This window comes from Pseudoalteromonas sp. A757, assembly GCF_004103285.1.
GTDB lineage: Bacteria > Pseudomonadota > Gammaproteobacteria > Enterobacterales > Alteromonadaceae > Pseudoalteromonas > Pseudoalteromonas galatheae.
The window spans coordinates 34,046-54,441 of record NZ_QNQN01000058.1; the positions used below are offsets into that span (position 1 = coordinate 34,046).

At 43.8% G+C, this 20,396-nt stretch carries 22 protein-coding genes; 11 read left to right on the forward strand and 11 right to left on the reverse strand.

All coding sequences use genetic code 11. The annotated features are described in order from the left end of the window. Positions 1 to 64: 64 nt before the first annotated feature. On the reverse strand, positions 65 to 826 hold the full coding sequence (locus DRB05_RS04280; RefSeq protein WP_128725833.1) for a hypothetical protein: 762 nt from the start codon (positions 824 to 826) through the stop codon (positions 65 to 67). A gap of 95 nt (positions 827 to 921) precedes the next feature. Between DRB05_RS04280 and DRB05_RS04285 the strand changes: the two genes are divergently transcribed. From DRB05_RS04285 to DRB05_RS04295, 3 genes are all read left to right on the forward strand, one after another. Continuing rightward, positions 922 to 1,359 (forward strand): hotdog fold thioesterase, encoded by a 438-nt coding sequence (locus DRB05_RS04285; protein ID WP_128725834.1) that lies wholly within the window; start codon positions 922 to 924, stop codon positions 1,357 to 1,359. A 77-nt stretch (positions 1,360 to 1,436) separates the two neighbouring features. Then, positions 1,437 to 1,655, forward strand: a complete 219-nt coding sequence (locus DRB05_RS04290; RefSeq protein ID WP_128725835.1) for a hypothetical protein — start codon at positions 1,437 to 1,439, stop codon at positions 1,653 to 1,655. Between the two features lie 71 nt (positions 1,656 to 1,726). Continuing rightward, positions 1,727 to 2,812: an NAD(P)/FAD-dependent oxidoreductase gene (locus DRB05_RS04295; protein WP_128725836.1), complete on the forward strand. Its 1,086-nt coding sequence runs from the start codon at positions 1,727 to 1,729 to the stop codon at positions 2,810 to 2,812. On the opposite strand, the gene DRB05_RS04300 is transcribed toward DRB05_RS04295, so the two are convergent. The 5 genes from DRB05_RS04300 to DRB05_RS04320 form a co-directional block, all read right to left on the reverse strand. After that, positions 2,809 to 3,348, reverse strand: coding sequence for a DUF4124 domain-containing protein (locus DRB05_RS04300; protein WP_128725837.1), 540 nt, complete (start codon positions 3,346 to 3,348; stop codon positions 2,809 to 2,811). The genes DRB05_RS04295 and DRB05_RS04300 overlap by 4 nt on opposite strands. Positions 3,349 to 3,361: 13 nt before the next feature. After that, positions 3,362 to 4,123, reverse strand: coding sequence for an amino acid ABC transporter substrate-binding protein (locus DRB05_RS04305; protein ID WP_128725838.1), 762 nt, complete (start codon positions 4,121 to 4,123; stop codon positions 3,362 to 3,364). A 104-nt stretch (positions 4,124 to 4,227) separates the two neighbouring features. Beyond that, positions 4,228 to 4,968, reverse strand: coding sequence for a phosphoadenylyl-sulfate reductase (locus tag DRB05_RS04310; RefSeq protein WP_128725839.1), 741 nt, complete (start codon positions 4,966 to 4,968; stop codon positions 4,228 to 4,230). 38 nt (positions 4,969 to 5,006) lie between these two features. Beyond that, on the reverse strand, positions 5,007 to 6,728 hold the full coding sequence (cysI, locus tag DRB05_RS04315; RefSeq protein WP_128725840.1) for an assimilatory sulfite reductase (NADPH) hemoprotein subunit: 1,722 nt from the start codon (positions 6,726 to 6,728) through the stop codon (positions 5,007 to 5,009). Between the two features lie 44 nt (positions 6,729 to 6,772). Next, positions 6,773 to 8,590, reverse strand: coding sequence for an assimilatory sulfite reductase (NADPH) flavoprotein subunit (locus tag DRB05_RS04320; RefSeq protein WP_128725889.1), 1,818 nt, complete (start codon positions 8,588 to 8,590; stop codon positions 6,773 to 6,775). A gap of 301 nt (positions 8,591 to 8,891) precedes the next feature. Here DRB05_RS04320 and DRB05_RS04325 point away from each other — a divergent pair, with 301 nt between their 5' ends. Continuing rightward, positions 8,892 to 10,502, forward strand: a complete 1,611-nt coding sequence (locus tag DRB05_RS04325) for an endonuclease (RefSeq protein WP_128725841.1) — start codon at positions 8,892 to 8,894, stop codon at positions 10,500 to 10,502. A gap of 69 nt (positions 10,503 to 10,571) precedes the next feature. On the opposite strand, the gene DRB05_RS04330 is transcribed toward DRB05_RS04325, so the two are convergent. Beyond that, a complete protein-coding gene (locus tag DRB05_RS04330) occupies positions 10,572 to 11,741 on the reverse strand; it encodes a DUF3103 family protein (RefSeq protein WP_128725842.1) in 1,170 nt (389 codons plus the stop codon). A gap of 264 nt (positions 11,742 to 12,005) precedes the next feature. Between DRB05_RS04330 and DRB05_RS04335 the strand changes: the two genes are divergently transcribed. Further along, positions 12,006 to 12,644: a hypothetical protein gene (locus DRB05_RS04335; RefSeq protein WP_128725843.1), complete on the forward strand. Its 639-nt coding sequence runs from the start codon at positions 12,006 to 12,008 to the stop codon at positions 12,642 to 12,644. Between the two features lie 89 nt (positions 12,645 to 12,733). On the opposite strand, the gene DRB05_RS04340 is transcribed toward DRB05_RS04335, so the two are convergent. After that, a complete protein-coding gene (locus tag DRB05_RS04340; RefSeq protein ID WP_128725844.1) occupies positions 12,734 to 13,114 on the reverse strand; it encodes a hypothetical protein in 381 nt (126 codons plus the stop codon). Between the two features lie 155 nt (positions 13,115 to 13,269). On the opposite strand from DRB05_RS04340, the gene DRB05_RS04345 reads away from it, so the two are divergent. The 4 genes from DRB05_RS04345 to DRB05_RS04360 all read left to right on the forward strand — a co-directional run bounded on the left by DRB05_RS04345 (position 13,270) and on the right by DRB05_RS04360 (position 16,727). Next, the gene (locus tag DRB05_RS04345) at positions 13,270 to 13,980 is read left to right on the forward strand and encodes a hypothetical protein (protein ID WP_128725890.1); all 711 of its coding nucleotides are present in this window, start codon (positions 13,270 to 13,272) and stop codon (positions 13,978 to 13,980) included. Between the two features lie 84 nt (positions 13,981 to 14,064). Next, positions 14,065 to 14,685 carry an endonuclease gene (locus DRB05_RS04350; protein ID WP_128725845.1) on the forward strand — a complete coding sequence of 207 codons (621 nt, stop codon included), beginning with the start codon at positions 14,065 to 14,067 and terminating at the stop codon, positions 14,683 to 14,685. Between the two features lie 63 nt (positions 14,686 to 14,748). Then, entirely contained in the window at positions 14,749 to 16,341 is a 1,593-nt protein-coding gene (locus tag DRB05_RS04355) for a S41 family peptidase (protein ID WP_128725846.1), read from the forward strand. After that, the gene (locus tag DRB05_RS04360) at positions 16,341 to 16,727 is read left to right on the forward strand and encodes a hypothetical protein (protein WP_128725847.1); all 387 of its coding nucleotides are present in this window, start codon (positions 16,341 to 16,343) and stop codon (positions 16,725 to 16,727) included. The genes DRB05_RS04355 and DRB05_RS04360 overlap by 1 nt, the downstream gene beginning before the upstream one ends. 23 nt (positions 16,728 to 16,750) lie before the next feature. Here DRB05_RS04360 and DRB05_RS04365 read toward each other — a convergent pair whose 3' ends face one another. Next, the gene (locus tag DRB05_RS04365) at positions 16,751 to 17,641 is read right to left on the reverse strand and encodes a LysR family transcriptional regulator (protein WP_193554557.1); all 891 of its coding nucleotides are present in this window, start codon (positions 17,639 to 17,641) and stop codon (positions 16,751 to 16,753) included. A 104-nt stretch (positions 17,642 to 17,745) separates the two neighbouring features. Between DRB05_RS04365 and DRB05_RS04370 the strand changes: the two genes are divergently transcribed. Both DRB05_RS04370 and DRB05_RS04375 read left to right on the forward strand, forming a co-directional pair. Continuing rightward, positions 17,746 to 18,312, forward strand: coding sequence for an NAD(P)H-dependent oxidoreductase (locus DRB05_RS04370; RefSeq protein ID WP_128725849.1), 567 nt, complete (start codon positions 17,746 to 17,748; stop codon positions 18,310 to 18,312). A 121-nt stretch (positions 18,313 to 18,433) separates the two neighbouring features. Continuing rightward, positions 18,434 to 19,120: a 4'-phosphopantetheinyl transferase superfamily protein gene (locus DRB05_RS04375; RefSeq protein ID WP_128725850.1), complete on the forward strand. Its 687-nt coding sequence runs from the start codon at positions 18,434 to 18,436 to the stop codon at positions 19,118 to 19,120. Between the two features lie 156 nt (positions 19,121 to 19,276). Here the strand turns inward: DRB05_RS04375 and DRB05_RS04380 are convergent, their stop codons facing one another. Further along, the gene (locus DRB05_RS04380) at positions 19,277 to 19,792 is read right to left on the reverse strand and encodes a DUF2489 domain-containing protein (RefSeq protein WP_128725851.1); all 516 of its coding nucleotides are present in this window, start codon (positions 19,790 to 19,792) and stop codon (positions 19,277 to 19,279) included. After that, entirely contained in the window at positions 19,792 to 20,379 is a 588-nt protein-coding gene (gene yihI, locus DRB05_RS04385; RefSeq protein WP_128725852.1) for a Der GTPase-activating protein YihI, read from the reverse strand. Before yihI ends, DRB05_RS04380 begins: the two co-directional genes overlap by 1 nt. Between the last annotated feature and the right edge of the window lie 17 nt (positions 20,380 to 20,396).

A 20,396-nucleotide genomic window follows, 5' to 3' on the forward strand; every position in this document is an offset into this window, starting at 1 on the left:
TAGCCTCACAAAAGTTTTTCACTGTTTTCAATCTTGTTACGGTGAAGCAGTACAACCTTAAGTATCAAAGCCGTCCAGTAAAAATAAGTGTAACAGTGTTGAGATCGGCATCGTTTAGATCCGATCCCAAACCAAATCGCAACGCTGTATGAGCGTTAAACCAGTACTCTGTTTGCAGCTCAACAATAGACTCATTAAACTCTTCTTCTTGCAGCCTCGCTGACACCGCAACCTGCCAGTCTTTGGCAAAGTGATAACCAGCTTGCACTTGCCAAAAGTCCGTATCAGCCGCAACTTTTTGCATCTTCACATCCCACCCAACCCCATCCTCAATCTCGGTATACCTAAAAAAGGGAGCTAGTGCTGTTTCAGTGCTACGTTCATCTACACCAAAGCTATCAAACTCTGAGCGCTGACCGATCAATGTTAAACCTAACTGCATATTACGGCTCACAAAACGACCAACTTGTAACAGCGCAATAGTGTCTTTAGTAGAAGTGAAAAATGCTTCATCATCTCTAAATTGGGTTATATCTACCTCAACCCGCCAATGCCGCCCGATAAACAGCTCAGCATCAGCTTGGTACAGTTGCCAATCATCATTTGAGAACCCGCCAAAAGAGAAGTTATCACTTTTTTGTATATATCCCTGTAAGCTGTACGGTGTGCTATTATTTTCCAGAGTTGTCAGATAATGTTTATACTGAACTCCTAAGAATCCGTCCTCAATTTCTAAAAATTCACCAAAACCGATACTTACTTCATGTGAATTGGCTGCACTCACACCTGAATAAAGTAGCAAGCTAAGTATTGGAAGTACTTTCATGTTTTCCCCTTTTCGATAATGCAAAGATTGTAACGATGAGAAAAAATCGCCATAGTAAAAAAGTGTAAGCATATGTATATAAAAGGAGGACAAACATGTCCATATGGTTTAACCCAATTAGTCTTGAGCTATGTAAATCGTTAGAAGAGGGAGCGACGGGAAAAGGCACGCTCATGAAGACGCTAGGAATAGAAATCAGTGAAGTGGGTGACGACTATCTAGTTGCCACTATGCCAGCCATTCCTGAGCATCATAACCCAATGGGTATGGTTCATGGCGGCGCAAACGTCGCTTTGGCGGAGACTGTTGCAAGCTACGCAGCAAATTTTGTTGTAGATACCGAACAATTCTACTGCGTAGGGCAAGAAATAAATGCGAATCACTTAAAGGCATCAAGAACAGGAATACTCACAGCCGTAGCTAAGCCTGTACACCTAGGAAAACGCTCATCTGTGTGGGAAATCCGTATTACTAACAGTCGCAACGAACTATGCTGCATTTCCAGAATGACCGCCGCGGTTGTATCACGCTAAAACTTGATCTATCACAATTACAAAAAATCAAACCCACCTCACTATTATTGCAACACAAAGAATAGTGAGGTGGTAATGTGTCAACTCAAAAGCTTTGGCCTCTTCATACGCTCATCGTAGTGGGATTAATTTTAATTTTCACGGGCCACACCATGTTAACGAGCGACTGGTTGAACGATCTTGGTCCGAGTGGTTTTATTATTGGTGCGAGCTGTGTCGCGCTCGGTCTCATTTGCTCTTTACCGACTAAAATATATCTGACCATTTTGCTGATGCGTCGAGAGCGCCGCGATTAGCGCATACCAGCTTGATATTGGGACGGTTTTACTGCACCCTGAGCGTCTACGTTTATAAAGGTAATCAGTTTGTGGAAAAGGTCGACACCCTAATTATTGGCGCTGGCGTTGTAGGTTTAGCAATAGCGGCAAAGCTCAGCCATAGCCGCAGCGTTATTGTTATAGATAAAGAATCTCGCGTTGGTGAGCATACGAGTAGCCGAAATAGTGAAGTGATCCACGCAGGCATTTACTACCCCCATGGTAGTTTAAAACACCAGCTATGCGTTAGAGGGAAAGCGCTTCTTTATACACACTGTGAGCAGCTAAACATTCCCTATCAGCGACTCGGAAAATTCATTGTCGCGACAAACGACGAGGAAGCGCAAAGCCTAGAAAAAATTAAGACTCGTGCCCATACTAACTCTGTCACAGACATTGACTTTGCTTCATCCAAACTAATCAAGCAACAGCTTAGCTATTTGAAAATACATAGCGCACTATTCTCCCCCTCCACCGGTATTTTAGATAGTCACCAATTTATGTTGTCACTCATCGCTGAGATTGAAAGTAATGGGGGGATTGTCGCAACGCAAAGTGAGTTTATTCACGCACAGCAATTAGACAGTGATTTTATTGTTGCGATGCGCTGCAATGGCGAGCTGTTCGAAATGGGCTGCAGCCAGCTGATAAACAGCGCCGGACTGAACGCGCCAGATGTATTCAATAAAGTTACCGGTGATAGCGACAAAGCCTTCGCCTATTATTGTCGTGGCCGTTACTATCGCTATCAGGGCAAGCACCCTTTTCAACAGCTCATCTATCCTCTACCTAACACGCATGGATTGGGCGTACACGCGACATTAGATTTAGCTGGGCAACTTAAGTTTGGTCCTGATACCGACTATATTGAAAACATTGATTACCAATTTGATGATTCCGAAAAAGCGCGCTTTGTCGCCGCAATAAAACGATACTGGCCAACTCTGGATGAGAGCAGACTAACAGCGGATTACACTGGAATAAGACCCAAGTTAAGCAAAGAAAAGCAAAGTGACTTTGTAATTCAGTTCGAGGCAGCACATGGAATATCAGGCTTTGTTAACTTAATGGCAATTGAGTCACCAGGATTGACTGCGAGTCTCGCCATTGCAGAATATATTGAACAACGACTTTAGCGCTGGTTTTCCTCCAGCGCCTTTTCAAGCTGTTTCTTTCTATCATCCATTAGCTGTTGGACGTTTTTCGCATCTTCCATCACCTGCTTTACCGCTTTTGGATTTAATGCCGTTGGTAATGCCGAAGCGGTTTCTTTACTTGCGACTTGCTCTGGTTGTTTATTCAAAATGCTAGTGTCTTCGGCTGCTACCACGGTAATTTTACGTTCGTCTAATTGGTAATGCTGCGACTCGCCGTTTGGGTTGGGTTTATCTGAGTAATGCCATTGTCCTTTGGCATCCTGCCAACGATACACTTGTAGCAAAGGTGTGGGCTGTTGAGTGTCGTCACTCACTAGTTCCTTAGTGTGTGTCTTCACTTTCTCAAGCGCTGTCACACCTTGATAGGTTAATTCTGTTACCTGCTGCTCAACCTTGTTGGTCAACGAATTTACACTTAACCATGGTTTTCCATCAGGGCGCTTCAATACAAATAAACTGGCTAACGCCACCAGCATTATCATAATCATCAAGTAACTTGCGGCTTTCATCTTCATACTCTGACTTTCCTTAGAGCCCATACTTTAACAGGATCTGCTTAAATTGCTCAGTTTTTTTGAAGTCGGTATAAAAGTGATTAAAGTCATCACACAATTTTTTCGCTCTTTGAGTGCGACCAAACTGCAATTGCAACGGCGCCACATCAGAAACCCCATGCACGCTGATCGTACTTTTGAATACTGGATATTTCAGCTGTAACCAACGCAGTGTTGGTTCGCCAACAATAGAGAAAGCGAGACCTTTGTCACTTCCTCCTGCAAGCACGGACAAGATATCAAATTCTGAGTAATAGTCTTTGCGCTGCAGCAAGTTATTATCAAAAGACAGCTCTAACTGAGGGTAGGTATAGCCAAATCGACCTAAAAATAAACGTTCATTTAAGCCATTTATATCAAATTTCCCACTCTCCTTGTGTGTAACAAATACATCTTCAACCGTATAAATTGGCTCACTCCAACACATTTGCATTGTGCCACGATACCAATGCTCAGACTCCATACGCACATCGACATTCCCTCGTTCAATTGCTATGGAAGAACGCTTTTCTGGATAAACTAGATAATGTGGTTGGTAGTGATATTGAGCCGAAAATAGCTCAAAAATATCGATCAGCACTCCCTGCTCTTGAGCATGCTCAATAATAAAAGGAGGATAATACTGAACTGCAAAATTGATAAACGTTTTGCTCTCTTCTGCTGCTTTAGCCTGCCCGAAAAAAAACAGAGCACAACTAAGTAACAGTCTTGTCTTGGGTAAGTAGATCAAAGCCACCTCCAAGACCTTGAACAAATAATAGACTAAGTATGACCGATCGCAGGGAATTTCCAAGTCAAAAAACCAGCCACACTCAAATCTGCTAAATGGACATTGGGGGTCTAAATACCATCACCATCAATATGCAGCCCACACTCACGATTCAAACCGAAGAAGCGTGTTTCTTCCTCTGCCATGCCGGGCTCAAGCTTACGGGTGGTGTGAACATCCCCCATAGAAACATAACCTTGTTCCCAGAGCGGGTGATAAGGTAAATCAAATTTTGTAAGATATTGATACACATCACGATTATGCCAGTCAATAATAGGGTAAAACTTGACCGTGCCGCGGCTGAGCTCAACGATTGGCTTATCCGCACGTGTTGAGGATTGTTGACGACGTAAGCCACTGAACCAAGTGCCAGCGCTAAGTTCACGCAACGCTTGAGTCATTGGCTCAACTTTATTCAGTGTATTGTATTTTTTAATACCCTCTTCGCCTTGCTCCCATAACTTACCATACACCGCTTCTTGCCAAGCCGGGCTCTGTTTAGCTCGATATACCTTAAGGTTGAGTGCCAAACGCTCTGACAGTGATTCAATAAATTGATACGTCTCAGGAAACAAATAACCTGTATCGGTAAGTACCACGGGAATATCAGGCTGCTGCTGGGTCAAAAGATGTAACATAACCGCAGCTTGAATACCGAAACTAGAAGACAAAAAGTGAGTATCCGGTAAGTTTTCCAGTGCCCAAGCCACTCTCTGCTCGGCAGTTTTATCACTCAGCAGGGCATTAGCATCCGCGAGTAGCATCTGCTGAGTTGCACTGTCCAGAGTCAATATTTGCTTAAAATCACTCATTTTCTCATCCAATGGGCAGCAGAGCTGCCCGTTCTAAATCAAGCGTGGAAATCAGTTTTTGACACTTTGACTTCCGCAACGATTTCTTTGCGGATGACATAGTCACCAAAACATTCGTCTTCGTTGCGCTCACTGACCCACTGACCAATCAACTCATCTAGCGCTGGCAGGAAGACGTCTTCACCAACATTCTCCAAATACAGCTTAGGAATGCGAGTACCGGCACGGTTACCACCTAAATACATATTGTATTTACCAGGACCTTTACCCACGAATCCAACCTCAGCTAGCATCGCTCGACCACAGCCGTTAGGGCAACCAACTACACGAAGGATAATATTCTCTTCAGCAACCTCATGCTTGGCGAGCAACTCTTCTACCTTTGTCACAAGCTCAGGTAAGTAACGCTCTGCCTCAGCCATCGCAAGTGGACACGTCGGTAACGATACACATGCCATTGAGTTCTTGCGCTGCTCTGAATGCTGGTTATCTATCAAACCATGCTCGCGGGCAATTTGTTCGATTTGCGCTTTATCTTCAGCCGCAACTCCCGCAATAATTAAATTTTGATTTGCTGTCATGCGGAAATCCCCTTTGTGGATTTCTGCAATTTTGCGACAACCTGTTTTAAGTGGTTTATCTGGGAAATCTAAAATACGGCCATTTTCGATAAACACCGTTAAGTGATGCTTACCATCAATACCTTCAACCCAACCAAAACGGTCACCACGGTGGGTGAATTCATAAGGACGGCTTGGCTCAAATTTCATACCGGCACGGTTTTCAACTTCCGCTTTAAACGCCTCAGTGCCAAATGTATCTAGCGTATATTTAGTTTTTGCATTTTTACGGTTTACTCGGTTACCCCAGTCACGTTGCACAGAGACCACATGCTCAGCAACGGCAAGCGTGTGCTCAAGCGGAATAAAGCCAAGGTCATCAGCTTTGCGTGGATAGGTATTAACGTCACCATGGGTCATCGCCAAACCACCACCCACAAGCACATTAAAGCCAACTAGCTTGCCCTCATCTGCAATAGCAACAAAGTTGAGGTCATTGGCATGCACGTCTACCTCGTTATTTGGTGGTATGGTTACCGTGGTTTTGAACTTACGTGGTAAATACGTATCACCCAAAATCGGCTCGGCCGTTGTTTCCGTTTTTTCACCATTCAACCAGATCTCAGCGTAAGCTTTGGTTTTTGGTAGCAAGTGTTCTGAAATTTTAGCCGCCCACTCGTACGCTTCTTGGTGTAACTCAGACTCGACCGGGTTAGTTGTACATAACACGTTGCGGTTTACATCACCTGCCGTCGCAATAGAATCAATACCTACGCTATTCAGCAGCTGGTGCATCCCTTTGATGTTTGGCTTCAATACACCGTGGAACTGGAAAGTTTGACGCGTTGTTAGACGAATGCTCCCATACATAGTTTTATCCGCTGCAAACTCGTCAATCGCCAACCACTGATGTGGTTTAATGATACCGCCAGGCATACGAGCGCGAAGCATCACGTTATGCAATGGCTCAAGGCGTTGCTTAGTACGCTCAGGGCGGATATCGCGGTCGTCTTGCTGATACATACCGTGGAAACGGATCAATTGGAAGTTATCCGCAGTAAAGCCACCGGTTAGCTGATCGGTCAGATCCGTTGAAATTGTGCCACGTAAGTGGGCACTTTGTGACTTCAAACGCTCATTATCAGAAAACTTTGCGTTTGCATCGAGCTTACTATTCGGTTTGATTTCAGAGTTGCTCATTGTCTTTCCTACATTAAAATTGGCTGACGGTATAACAAGACGCGTTAGTAAACGTCTTTCTGATAACGGTTTGCGCTACGCAATGCTTTAAGATATTGCTCAGCTTGTTCATCATCTTTCCCTCCATGGGTTTTAATGATGTCGATAAGTGCTTGGTGTACATCTTTGGCCATTCTGCTAGCGTCACCACAGACATAAAAATGGGCGCCCTTTTCAAGCCATGCAAATACAGCTTCGCCCTTCTCGCGCAGTCTATCTTGCACGTAAATCTTTTCTGCCTGATCACGGCTAAATGCCAAATCTACATGTGTTAATAAACCCGACTTTACATACTTTTGAATTTCTACTTGATAAAGGAAATCTTCCGTAAAGTGTGGATTACCAAAGAACAGCCAGTTTTCACCCTCTGCGTCACGCGCCTCACGCTCTTGCAAAAAGGCTCTGAACGGTGCGATACCTGTACCTGGGCCAACCATAATCACAGGTGTGGCATTGTCCGCTGGTAATCTAAAGTTATCGTTGTGCTCACTGAATACCTTCACTTTCGTGCCTTCTTCAGCTCGATTCGCTAAATAACCAGAGCAGCCGCCAAAGTGTTTTTCACCAAAGGTATCAAATTCAACTAACCCTACGGTTAAATGCACCTCTTCTTCCACCTCTGCTTGGCTTGACGCGATAGAGTACAGGCGTGCTTGCAATTTGCGACAGCAATCAACTAGCGCTTGCGCCTCAATGTTCGCAGGGTTTTGCTTAATCACATCAAAGATTTGTCGCTCTTCAATATACGCACGCAATGCCGCTTTATCGTTTGCAAGTGCGCTTAGCTCCTCATTCCCAGTTGCAATCGCATACTTCTCAACGAAACCGGGATATGACTGTGTTAGCTCAAGGTGTTCAATTAATGCTGTTTCTAACGAAACGGTGAGTTCACCTATTTTTACGGTTTGCGCTTTGTCGAGTTTTAAGACATCGATCACCGCTGCCACTTCTTGTGGGTCATTTAAGAAGTACACGCCAAGTGAATCACCCGGCTGATAAGTGATATCGGAACCTTCAAGGGAAATTTCAATGTGACGCACATCTTTGCTTGAGTTTCTGCCGGTGATCTTTTGTACCACACTCAGCTCAGCCGCAAATGGATTTTGCTTTGTATATTGGCTCGCTGCGGCCTGAGGCGCACCAAACGGCATGCTGATAACGTTACCACCACCTGCTTGCTGCTGAGCTTTAAGCGAAGGCTCTAATGCATCTAGCGCCTGTGCGATCCACGCCTCAGCTTCAGCCTCATAATCCACATCTAAGTCAGCTCGCGGCACAACAATTTCAGCGCCAAGCGCAGCCAAGCGCGCTTCAAAATCCTTTGCTGTTTGGCAGAAGAATTCATAACTTGAATCACCAAGGCCAATCACTGCTTGCTTTACACCTTCCAGCTTAGGCGCCTTTTTACCTGCTAAGAATTCATGCAATGCTTCTGCATCTTCTGGTGGCTCACCCTCACCGTAAGTAGAGACAGCAATCACTAAGAACTTCTCTTTCTTCAGGTTGGCAGGTTTGTAGTCAGCCATATTGACTAACTTAGTTGTCAAGCCACGCGCTTCCGCCTGAGCTTTAATTTGGTTTGCAACCCCTTTTGCGTTACCAGTTTGTGAACCAAATAAAATAGTCAGAGGTGCAGACTCGTCAGCGCCCGCTGTTGCTTGTCCAGCAATACCTGATAATGCAGCTGAATTTGCGGTTGCAGCTAAGTAGCCACTCACCCATGCCTGTTGGATTGGATTTAACTCTCCAACTAAGCCTTGTAGTTTTTGCAGTTGTTCATGTGTCAGCGGACTTGCTGCAGCATTAAGTTGACTTAACAACATCATGGATCCCCGTACCCAAAAGGTTTTGCTTGCTCATTGCATCACTGGCTCGCACAGAGCGTAGCCTACTTTTATTAGCGTGAAGCATACGTGGCAAATTGAGAGATCAAAAAGAATAGAATCTGCTTTTATATTCCTTTTAGTTATTGAAGATCGAAAAGTCCAAAGAAAACAGATTAAAAGAAGTTCGATATTTAACCGCCAAAGAGTTTAACATTGCCGTAACAGTTTTGATGCAAAATCAAACTGTCATATACAGACAAACTAATAATATAAATAAACAAAATAATTGAGAGTAACAATGAAACACGGGAAATATAAAAATCTGATTTTCGGTTCATGCTGCGCTTTACTGAGCGTCAACGTTACCGCACAGGTAACAAATGGCAGCTTCGAGAGTTGGAGTGGTCAAGTACCTACTGGGTGGACAACTATAGACTCGGGCATCGCACTTACTTCGGTTAATACACCAGTAAAAAGCGGTAACCTTGCTGCAGCGGTGCAGGTAACCACAGCAACGCAAAGTAGCACTGACTTACAACAGCAAGTAAACGTTGAAGCGGGTAAAAGCTATCAATTTAGCACTTGGGTCTATCATACGGAAGGCGGCGTAAAAGCTCGACTGGTGGTGGATGGCTATCATGGCTATTCAGATCAGTTCAATGTCGGACAGTGGCAACAACTTAGCTATACTTATACCGCAACGGCAACCACGGCGATTAATGTTGGCTTACGCTTTTACGATGGCAGTGGTTTTGACGGCAATGAAACTGTCTACGTTGACGGCTTTGCTCCAACTTCTGCCACACCAGAGCCGCCTCAAAGCTGTCAAAATAATAGTGTCACTCTCGCTTTGATGACCGATAATTATGGTAGCGAAACTAGCTGGAAAATCACTAATACAACAAACACAACCGTTGCTAGTGGTAGTGGCTATAGCAATAACCAATCGGTAAATGAAAACCTATGCCTTAACGACGGCAGTTTTACCTTTACGATTCTAGACAGCTATGGTGACGGAATTTGTTGTACCAATGGTAATGGCCAATACACCTTAACACATGCGGGTACCACACTCGCTTCCGGCGGCCAGTTCGGTAATCGTCAAGATCATGCCTTTACGCTTGGCACAACCACACCTCCCCCTTCTGGCGATGGTTACTATGCCTCCACTGCTGGACTTAGCGGTTATGCACTGAAAACAGAGTTACACCAGATTATTCGTAACCACCAATCACAGGGTTACTCTGCCATTTGGAGCTTTATCGATCAGAACGAGCGCGATCGCCATTTTGAAAAAGATAACAGCATCTTAGATCGCTACTCTGAAAAGCCAACGGCAAATGATAGTATCAACTATGTTTCTACAGGATCCCAGTGCGGCAGTTACAGAAGCGAAGGCGATTGCTATAACCGAGAACACTCATTCCCCAAATCTTGGTTTGGCGGTCAAATAGAACCGATGAATTCGGATATCCATCATATTTTTGCTTCCGATGGCTATGTAAATTCAAAGCGCAGTAACTATCCATTTGGCGAAGTAGGAAGCGCTTCTTATACCTCTAGTAATGGTAGTCGCTTAGGTTCAGCATCTGGCATTAACTACAGCGGTACCGTATTTGAGCCAATTGACAAATTCAAAGGCGATTTTGCTCGTGTCTACTTTTATATGGCAACGCGTTATCAAGATGTGATTGCAAATTGGCAAAACAATACCAGTTACAGCAATGCGGTACTCAATGGCACCCAGCACCAGGTCTTCGAAACTTGGGTCATCAACATGCTAAAAAGATGGCATAACGAAGATCCTGTCGATGCTCTAGAGCAAGCACGCAATCAAGCGGCTTATGAATTTCAGGGTAACAGAAATCCATTTGTAGACCATCCGGAATTTGTCGAAGCAATTTGGTAACGATAAATAAAAAGAAATAAAAAAGGCCAGTTACTGGCCTTTTTTCAATAACATCACTTTGGCTAATATTTAGCGAGGGTTAATTGTAAGTGGCTCAATCGTCACTTTCGCATTACCACTTGCGCCCATATGCCCATTGTAAGTTTGTCCTTCAAACAAGGTGTAAAATACGTCAACGTAGTCATCATCGTTAGTAAACCAGTGGCTTGGCATCGCCTTGATCAATTGATTCGTCAGTTGTGGGATAATCGCATAACCCTGAACATTGGGGTCAGGAATGGCACGCATTACTTGCGTCACAATATCTAAAAACGTCGTAGCTAAGTCTTGGTAATTGGTATTGTCATCTTGCTCCATTAACAATAGATCTGCTGCCTGCCAACGATATCGTTCCCAGTGAATGATAACTTGATTAGGCGTATAGTCCGTACCATCATGATCCAAATAAGGCATATCCACGATATCTAGAATGGGCTCATCTCGAGATGGATTTACCCCAGTCACAATGCCGTAAACTTCCGCAGCCCCAGATACCCAAGGCTCTTCATCGTCATTTAGTCTGATTTTTTTCAATACACTGGTTGAAATCGGCTCCACATCGTCGTTACTCTGCACTTCTATTGATGGCATGACTAAGCCTTGCTTGGCAAACACTTGCCTCATTACCTGCATGCCTTCTTGCTTCACCTTACTACTATCAAGTTCAACAATTAACACCGGCCGCTCAGGCATTGTATGTGCGTCAAGTAAATGTAATTGACCATGCTCATCAAAGGCCTCTACATACTGCCAATGCTTATCATCACCTTTAGGTGCAAAAGCAATTAAAGGCGCTTCACCTTGTTGCCACTTTGTTAGCATTTCGCTAGAAGCAATACGCAACTGGTATAAATTAGAATTATGGTTAGTTAAGCCCTTTAACGAACGAGTGTATTGGCTCGCTTCTGTCATGAGTTGCTGAGCCGCCCCCGAAACTTGTAACTGCTCTAATGAAATAGCATCTTGATATTGGCTAAGTTTAGTTTGAACCTGAGGACCCACACGATTGAGGGATAGCGCTAGCTTTTTCGCAATTTGTTTCTTTATATCAGCCACTTGGACTGGCGCAGCGTTAAATTTATCAAGCTGCTTAAGTGAACTGTAGGTATTAAGGTTAGCCTTGTCTGCAGCTGAGCTTGCGAAAGAGATTCCGCCGAGCATAGCCATCATTAGTGTAGAGATCGTTACATGTTGTTTCATCTTGCGTTCCTAGAAATAATCCGTGTTGTGGAACAAACAAGATAAAACAACAAAATTAAATTATCAACCAGTTAACACCATTAACATATAAAACAATTTAATCTAGCTTTTAGAGTTTTTATACTTCCATTACTAAACACCTGCATTCAGCAAGTATCTGAAAAAGACAAATACAACAAAAGACTCTTTTTATTGACCACCAAAAAACAAAGTAATAACATTTGTATTGAAAAAGAAAACAAATATATCAAATAAGGAACATTAATGAGTATTAGATCTATTTATATTGCTAGTTTGCTCACCATACCATTTACACTGAGTGCAACTGAATCTTCAGAAGTAGAACCATTGACGGTGAAACTTGCTGATTCAGATGCCACAACATTATCATTCGGAGGTGGTTCAGGACCTGTTGCGTGCAGTATTAAAGTTGAATCTGAATCAACACGTACCTGTAAGTATTTATATTGGGGTGACGCAAGAAATCCTTTCACTGGACAATCATTGAGATCACAAAGCGGAAGCGCTGAAGCAAAGCCATCTAACCGTGACTCTCGAGTAGAAACTATTCCCGGCAGATGGATTACAGCTTTTATCGACACAGGTTCTGGGATGAGAACAATTCACGTACCAACTTACACGGAAGGCTCTTTGAATAAAAGCAACTATAACCCAGGTGGAGAAATTCCGTCATGCCCGAGGTTAACCAGCCCTATTGAAGGCAAAAGAACATTTTCTAAGTATCACCCTGGACGGTGGGAAGGCCGTACTTATATCCAGCCTTGGACAGAGTATAAGACAGCGATTTTCACAGCTTATCCGAGCCTAAATAACAATGTAGAAACCAGTCAAGTAGTTACGGACGTATCATTAATAAGCTGTCGAGCTGGTCTCACCAATTGATCTAGAGCTAGGGGGGAGCCATTTCTTCCCCTCTAGTTTCAAAAATAGCAGCGAGTAACTCAGTCCACACTATTTTATTCTAACTTAGCCTAAGACTCGATTGGATAGATAGTGATTTCGATGCTAGCCCCTATTGCCGAAATTCTAAGCAACGTATCAGCATGTAGCGCTTGTGAGAAGCACTTGGGTGACTTGCCTGAATTAAAACCAATATCAAATGTACGCTTGGTACAACCTAGCCATTGCTTTAGTGCCGCTTTAGAGCAAGACTCAATTAACTCACACAGTTGGTTAATCGCTTTATCAGGAGTTAATTCATTGGTATTTGCCTCAATACGAGCCAATTGACGATAGTCATCTTGATCGTAATGCAGCACGATAGCATTTTTCTTTAAATCTGAAACTAGCGCACTGATATCTTGCTTTGACTCCAGTTCCAAATCGACATTTAAAAATTGAATTTCAGACATGTATTAAAAGCTACCTTGTAAAGCTAAATCTAGTAATGGCTTACTTATCGGCGTGATAAGGACATTACTTATTGGACAATGCGACAATTTGTCACATTCTAAGCACCGTGCGTTATAGTTATCATACTCACGAACACCTAGAATAACATATTGTGATGATTAAAAAACTGCTAAAACCCGCTCGTAAACTCCACAAGTATCTTGGCTATTTACTGTTTTTACAGATCTTTGCTTGGCTATTAGGCGGGCTGGTCATGAGCGCGATCCCATTAGAAAAGGTCCATGGTAAACACTTGGCACATAGAAGCTTAGATAATCCCTTTCCCACCGCTGCGTACCGGGCAGACCTCAATCAGTTAGTACAAAACACAGTGCAAGTGCACCAAATCCAGTTAGGCCATTTTCTCGATACTCCCATCATCAAACTCAACCAAGATGAGAATCTCATTTTCAATGGGATAACAGGGGAACCTTTTAGCACTCCAAATCAACAGCAAATAATACAACAGGCCAACCAACACCTATTAATTGCAGCAGATGTAAGCCATATTGAACGACTTGCCACTGCTCCTAGAGAAGCAGGTTACAAGGAAGATGTTTGGCGAGTCGAGTATAACGATATCCTCTCCACCACGCTGTATCTAAGCGCAACCAGTGGCGAGGTTGTGACGGTTCGTAGCACGTTGTGGCGCATCTTTGATTTTTTTTGGATGTTACACATTATGGATTACGACGAACGTGAGGATTTTAATAACCCCTTGCTCATTTCCTTCGCTGCAACGAGTGTACTCTTTTGTCTAACCGGCATATTGTTATTATTGCAATCTACACCTTGGCAAAAGCGCCGCCCAGCACGGAATAAATAAAAGGGTTGCCTTATACCCCTGTTGGTATTAATGACTTTTTTGATATAGTGACATTCCCTGTATTCCACCATTTGGTGAGAGGTTATGTCACGGTATTACTATATCTTAGCGCTTAGCTTATTTGTATTAACAGCTAACGCTCAAGAATTCACGTCTTTCTCAAAAGCAAAGAAACATTTATCACAACAAGTTACCGACAATACCCGTACGCTTTATTGTAATTGTAATATCAAAAAGCAAGGCAAAAAGCTGGTGCCGGACTCTGCAAGTTGTGGTTATACCCCGAGGTTACCTTACACTCGCAACGGCAAAGAAAACGCCCGTGCTCAGCGCATTGAGTGGGAGCATATCGTGCCCGCGTGGGAGTTTGGACATCAGTTACAGTGCTGGCAAGATGGGGGTAGAAAGAACTGCCGTAAGGTTAGTGAACAATTTAGGAAGATGGAAGCCGATATTCACAATCTCGCCCCAGCAATTGGTGAAATTAATGGGGATCGCTCTAATTTTCGTTTCGGCATGTTACCAAGCACTGAAGCAAACTATGGCGCATGTCCAGTAAAGATAGACTTTAAATTACGCCGAATTGAACCGCCAGAATATGCAAGAAAACGCATCGCTGACGCGTATTTTTACATGGAAAGAACCTACGGACTAAAAATCTCCCCACAACAGCGGAAATTATTCACAGCTTGGCAAAAACAGTGATTGCGAGATAACCCAAGCGGTGCTAGTTTTTAGTCATACAACTAAAACAGGAACGTGAATACGATGCAACGTATTACTCTAGTTTTCGCATCAACAGCAATGAGCTTGTTATTAGCCGCTTGTGGTGGCGGTGGTAGCGATTCGTTAGGCACCGATAACCCAGGTAATAACACTGGACAAACCGAGCCGCCCACTTGGACGTTCAATCAATTTCCTGCATCAAGTCAGTTTATTAACTATTGCGCCTCCCCAAGAACGGGTATAGACAAATATAACAACAACCAACCTTATCCCGATAAGGTTGGTACAGCGATGCATGAAAAGATGTGGCTCCGCTCTTTTACCAATGAAACTTACCTTTGGTACGATGAAGTACTAGACAACGACCCAACACAATTCGATACCGTTATCGATTACTTTGAGCAATTAAAAACAAACCAAACAACAGCATCGGGTAATGCCAAAGATCAATTTCACTTCCACGAATCTTATGAAAGCTTCCAAAAAGAAGCACAGTCGGGCGTTGCAACTGGTTATGGCATTCGCTGGGCGGCCATTGCCACATCACCACCCCGTAATTTTACTGTCGCCGCAGTAGAGCCCAATTCACCAGCCGCGAATGCAGGGATCGTACGTGGAGATAAAATCCTTTCGATAGATGGCATCGACTTTATTTCAAGCGATAATAGCGCTGCACTGAATGCGGGCCTATCACCAAAGCAAAGCGAGCCTCATACCTTTGTATTTGAAGATAAAGCAGGCAACGAAAAATCCATTACCCTGACTTCAGTCGATATTGAAACCTCACCGGTGCAAAACGCCAAAGTCATTAGCTATGGCGAGAAGCAGGTTGGGTATGTGCAGTTCAATCAATTTATTCCAACAGCCCAAGAAGGATTAATTGAAGCATTTGATCTATTTAAAACACGACAAATAGACGACTTAGTGCTCGACATGCGTTACAACGGTGGAGGTCGCGTCATTATGGCAGCGCAATTAGGCTATATGGTTGCGGGCAACAGCAGCCTAAACAAAACCTTCACTTATAGCACATTGAATGACAAGCGTACTGCAGAAGAAGAACGAACTGAATTTGAGTCTAGAGCAATAAACTGGGCTGAAAACAAGTTTACAACCACCTCTTTACCCACGGTAACCTTACCTAGAGTGTATATACTCTCAACACGAGGCACAGCCTCTGCCAGTGAAAATGTGATTAATGGCCTGCGCGGCATTGATGTTGACGTATTTTTGATCGGCGGTACCACTCGAGGCAAGCCCTATGGCTTTGTACCCGCGCAAAACTGCGGCACGGTTTACTATACCATCCAATTTGGTTCAGAAAACGCGAAGGGCTTTGACGCTTACGCAGATGGCTTCACCCCATCAGGCGCTTCGAGCAGTGGCGAAATTGGCCTAAGCGCGCAAGTGCCAGGTTGTATTGTCGCAGATGACTTCTCAGAACCGTTAGGCAGTGAAAATGAAGGACTCTTAGCCGCAGCACTTACGCATATAGATACCGGTCGTTGCCCAAATGTAGCGCAATTTGCGCCTAACGCTCAGCCACAGTATCAAAATAAGGAGCATGCGGTTACGCTTCCAGTTTATCCACTGCGGGAAAATGCCATTTTGATGAAGCCTAAGGAGTCGCAATAATGGCGCTACTAAAAGCGGCGAAAATCACCGTTTTGGCTTTATTGCTGCAAGCGTGCAATAGCACGCCTGCAGCAACTTCGGTAAATGAGGCTGTACTCTCAACATCTTCGCCCGAAGTGTTATCACAACTCAAGCAAGCTATAGTAAAACTCAAAGGCGGCGTACCACCGACTCTCGCAAGCACCGCTTTTCAACGTAGTCCAACACTACTGCTTGAGCATGGCCAAAGCCTAGATGGCAATGGCAGTCCAATTTTAGGCGCCCATAATCTCGCTTATGAGAGTTTCATTTTGCAGCTTCGCGACACCCAGTGTGTGCTCTACTACCCGAAAAAGGATACCTATGTCGTGCTCAGTAAGGTTAGCTGTAAAAAGCTGGAAAAATAACGCCAGCCGCAATTCTCTTAACCTCAGTTCAGGTTAGCAAAATGGCGCTTTAACACGTCACATAATGCCTGTACTTTGGCCGTTCGGTGAACCAGTACATGGGTAACTAGCCAAACTTGGCTTAACCATTTTAACTCATCACGCAACACTGGCTGTAAATCTGGGTAACGTTTTGCTACATCGTGCTGTAGCCCACCAATACCTAAACCATTAACTATGGCACGCGACGCGTCTGACGTTTCAGACACCCTAAGCGTCACTTGCGTCTCAGGAATATGCTCATCTACCCAAGCGAAATATGGCACTCTTGCATTAAACCCGGCCACACCAGAGACAAAGTAATGTGCTTGTAACGCTTCAAGTGTTCTGGGACTCCCCATACGCTTGATATAACTAGAAGACGCGTACAAACCAGCTTCCAAGGTATTTAGATGCTGCACTATGTAGTCAGGCTCATCGGGCTTTGGCCCTGCCCTCACCGCAACATGCGCCTGCCCATGATCTAAGCGTAAACGCTTTTGGTCGAGAATGACTTCAAGTTGCACTTGTGGGTGTAATTGTTGAAAAGTCAAACAAGGCTCCGACAGCATATCCATAAAACCACTGACCGTCGTAACTAATAGCTTACCTCTGAGCTGGCTGTCCGAAGCAACAATAGAAGTACTCAACTCCATCAAACGCTCGTCTATTTGACTCGCAGTCGTAAGCAGCTTTTCTCCTGCCTGTGTTACTTGGTAACCTCGGGCATGGCGGTGAAATAACCGCGTCCCCAAGGCTTCCTCTAGGCTATTTATTCGCCTCAGTACCGTACTGTGGTGGATCTCTAAGTGCTCAGCCGCCGCTGATAAGGTGCCAAGCTTAGCAACCATATAGGCGACCTTAAGATCCTGCCAATCTGTGAATTTATCCATAATTACCTCTGTGCATATATGCACAAAAGCTTTGCGTTTATTTCGGTTTTGTGCAAGTAAAATTTTGCTACTATCATTTTAACGAAACAAAATAAGGTATCAGCAAGATGACTACAGCAAAAATTATCGCACTAGCAGGCAGTTTAAGAAAAGACAGCTACAACCAATTACTCATCCAAGCCGCGGCAAACTTTGCACTAGAAAGTGGTGCAGAAGTAGAAGTGATCAAGTTACAAGATATAGATATTCCAATGTTTGATGAAGATCTTGAAGCACAAGGCACACCAAAAGGTGCCCAGCTTTTAAAAGACAAGCTACGCGATGCCGATGGTATTCTATTAGCAAGCCCAGAATACAATGGTTCTTTCACTGCTGTGCTCAAGAACGCAATAGACTGGGCATCTAGAACAGAACAAGGTGCGGTGCCCGCATTTAGAAACAAAGTAGTCGCACTCTATGCAGCCTCACCAGGCGGTTTAGGTGGGTTACGCGGCCTAAACCATGTCCGTGATGTGTTGTCTGGCATTGGCAGTTTAGTACTCGCAGACCAATTGGCTGTTCCTAGCGCATTTAATGCGTTTGATGATCAAGGTAAAATTAAAGACCCAGAACTTGCTGAAAAAGTATCAAGCCTCGCTCTGCAACTGGTGTCAGTTGCGAGTAAGTTAAAATAACTTTCAATCTCTCGTTCATATCTTGCTATGGACGCTTAGCTCATGCACACTAAGCGTCCAAAGCGAATTAGAGGCGCAATACCAGCCTTTTAATAATGGATATGAATAACGGGAGTCAGCTTTGCAAAGTACTCAGAGTCACCTATTTACCCCCTACCTCTCACACCATTTTCATTGTATTCAGTTTGATCCTGACAGCTTTGACGCGCTTTCCTTTGAACAGCAAAATATACTGCTGCCCGCTTCACTTGATAAAGCGGTAGCGAAAAGGCGAGCCGAGTTTTTAGCGGGACGAATATGCGCCAAAACCTGCCTAGCACAATTTGGACAAGGTGACTTTACGCTGCTTAACGGCTCCGATCGTGCCCCTATCTGGCCTGCTAATATTGTTGCCAGTATCACGCATACTCGAGGGATTGCGGCTGCGATTGCTACAGATGATATCGCCGTGAAAGGCTTAGGCATTGATATCGAAAGAGATATGAAACCGAAGCAGGAAATCGAACTACAACGACAAATTTTACATCCTGAAGAAGTTGAAGTTTTTGCGCTTTTTGGCGAGCAAGTGCACTGTCCATTGACGGTTATTTTCTCAGCCAAGGAAAGCATATTTAAGGCACTTTATAGTACGGTACAAAAGTTCTTTGGCTTTGATGCAGTCAAACTGAGTCAGTTTGATGACAAGAAACTTATTTTCACTTTGATGAAAACGCTACACGATGATTTAAGCGAAGGACAACAAGTGGAAGTATATTACCAATGCAAAAACGCCTTAGTGCTGACCGAATGTGAATATATCGCACAGTAAAATCATACCTATTTGACTTAATACTTACACGATTTGAAGAAGTAAATCTGACGCTAATTGGGTTAAAAATTTCTCATTTATAACTAAAAACGCCCACTTGGGGCGTTTAATCTGAAGTTTGAATAGGGATTCACTTACCCATTTTCACAAGCCAGCTTACTGAAACACAACGTTTTCACTACCAGCAGCCGCTTTAAAGCGCGCTATCAGCTTTTCGCAGTCCTGTAAGATCTCCGCTTCTAGGCGCTCTTCAGCACGCCAACGCTGGCTATCCATTTTGAAAATCTCTTTTTTAGAATACTTCTTACGCGCATCATGAGTTGGCATTTCTTTGACTTCATCATACATCTGATAAACACCAGGGTAACTCTGCTGTAAGTCAACTTCCTCATCAAAACTATATTGCGAAATAAGCACCCAAACTCGTAAGCATCCTTCAGAATATTCACATTGTTTTTCTTTCATCGCGCGCGCGAGTAAGTTAACGCTATCCGCAATTTTTTCGTTGCGCTTCTGGCGTGACTTTTCGAGCTCAGCAGCTTTTTGCTCGCGATGTTTGGCAATCTGCTCTTTTTGCACCTTCAGCTGCCATAGTAATTTACCCGCGTAAAACGCCAGTCCAGCAATAATCAGGGCACCAATAATGATTGCGATGATCCATGCAGTATTCATTACTTATCATCTTCCTCAAAGTCGTCGTCTAACCATTCATTTGCTAGATCATTACTCATAAACTGATCCATTGGATCATTTTCTAACATCTCGCCTTCTTCAAACTCATCATCAATACCTAAGATCTCACACAGCTCCTGATGACGCGCAATGCCGCGATTAAAATACTTGGCGTCTTTTCCTGTTAGCAGTTCACCGCGCTCATGGCGTTCAAGTAGCGCCATCAAACGTTCATCATTTTCTAACTGCTCTAGCTCTTGTTCTGGAGTAAGCGTTTCTATCGCCGTAGTTAACTGAACTTGTGGTTGCAGATGACGCTTCATCTCAGGCTGGGTATTCGACTTAGCCGGTTGTGGCTCTGCAACCAAAGAAATTGGCTTTTTGCTACCAACACGCGGATCTTTATTGGTCGACGTGTTTGGTTGCTCTTTCGCTAGGATCTCAGGTGCATTTCTAGAACCTGGCTTTTTACCTTTGGTTTTTTTGCTACGCTGCTCTTTTAGTGCACGTAACGCTTGTAGCTTTTCTTTACTCAGCCTTGGTGTTCCATTGGCTGCAACTTTACGTGTCTTTTTCTTTCTAGTCATAATTGGTTATCCAAAAT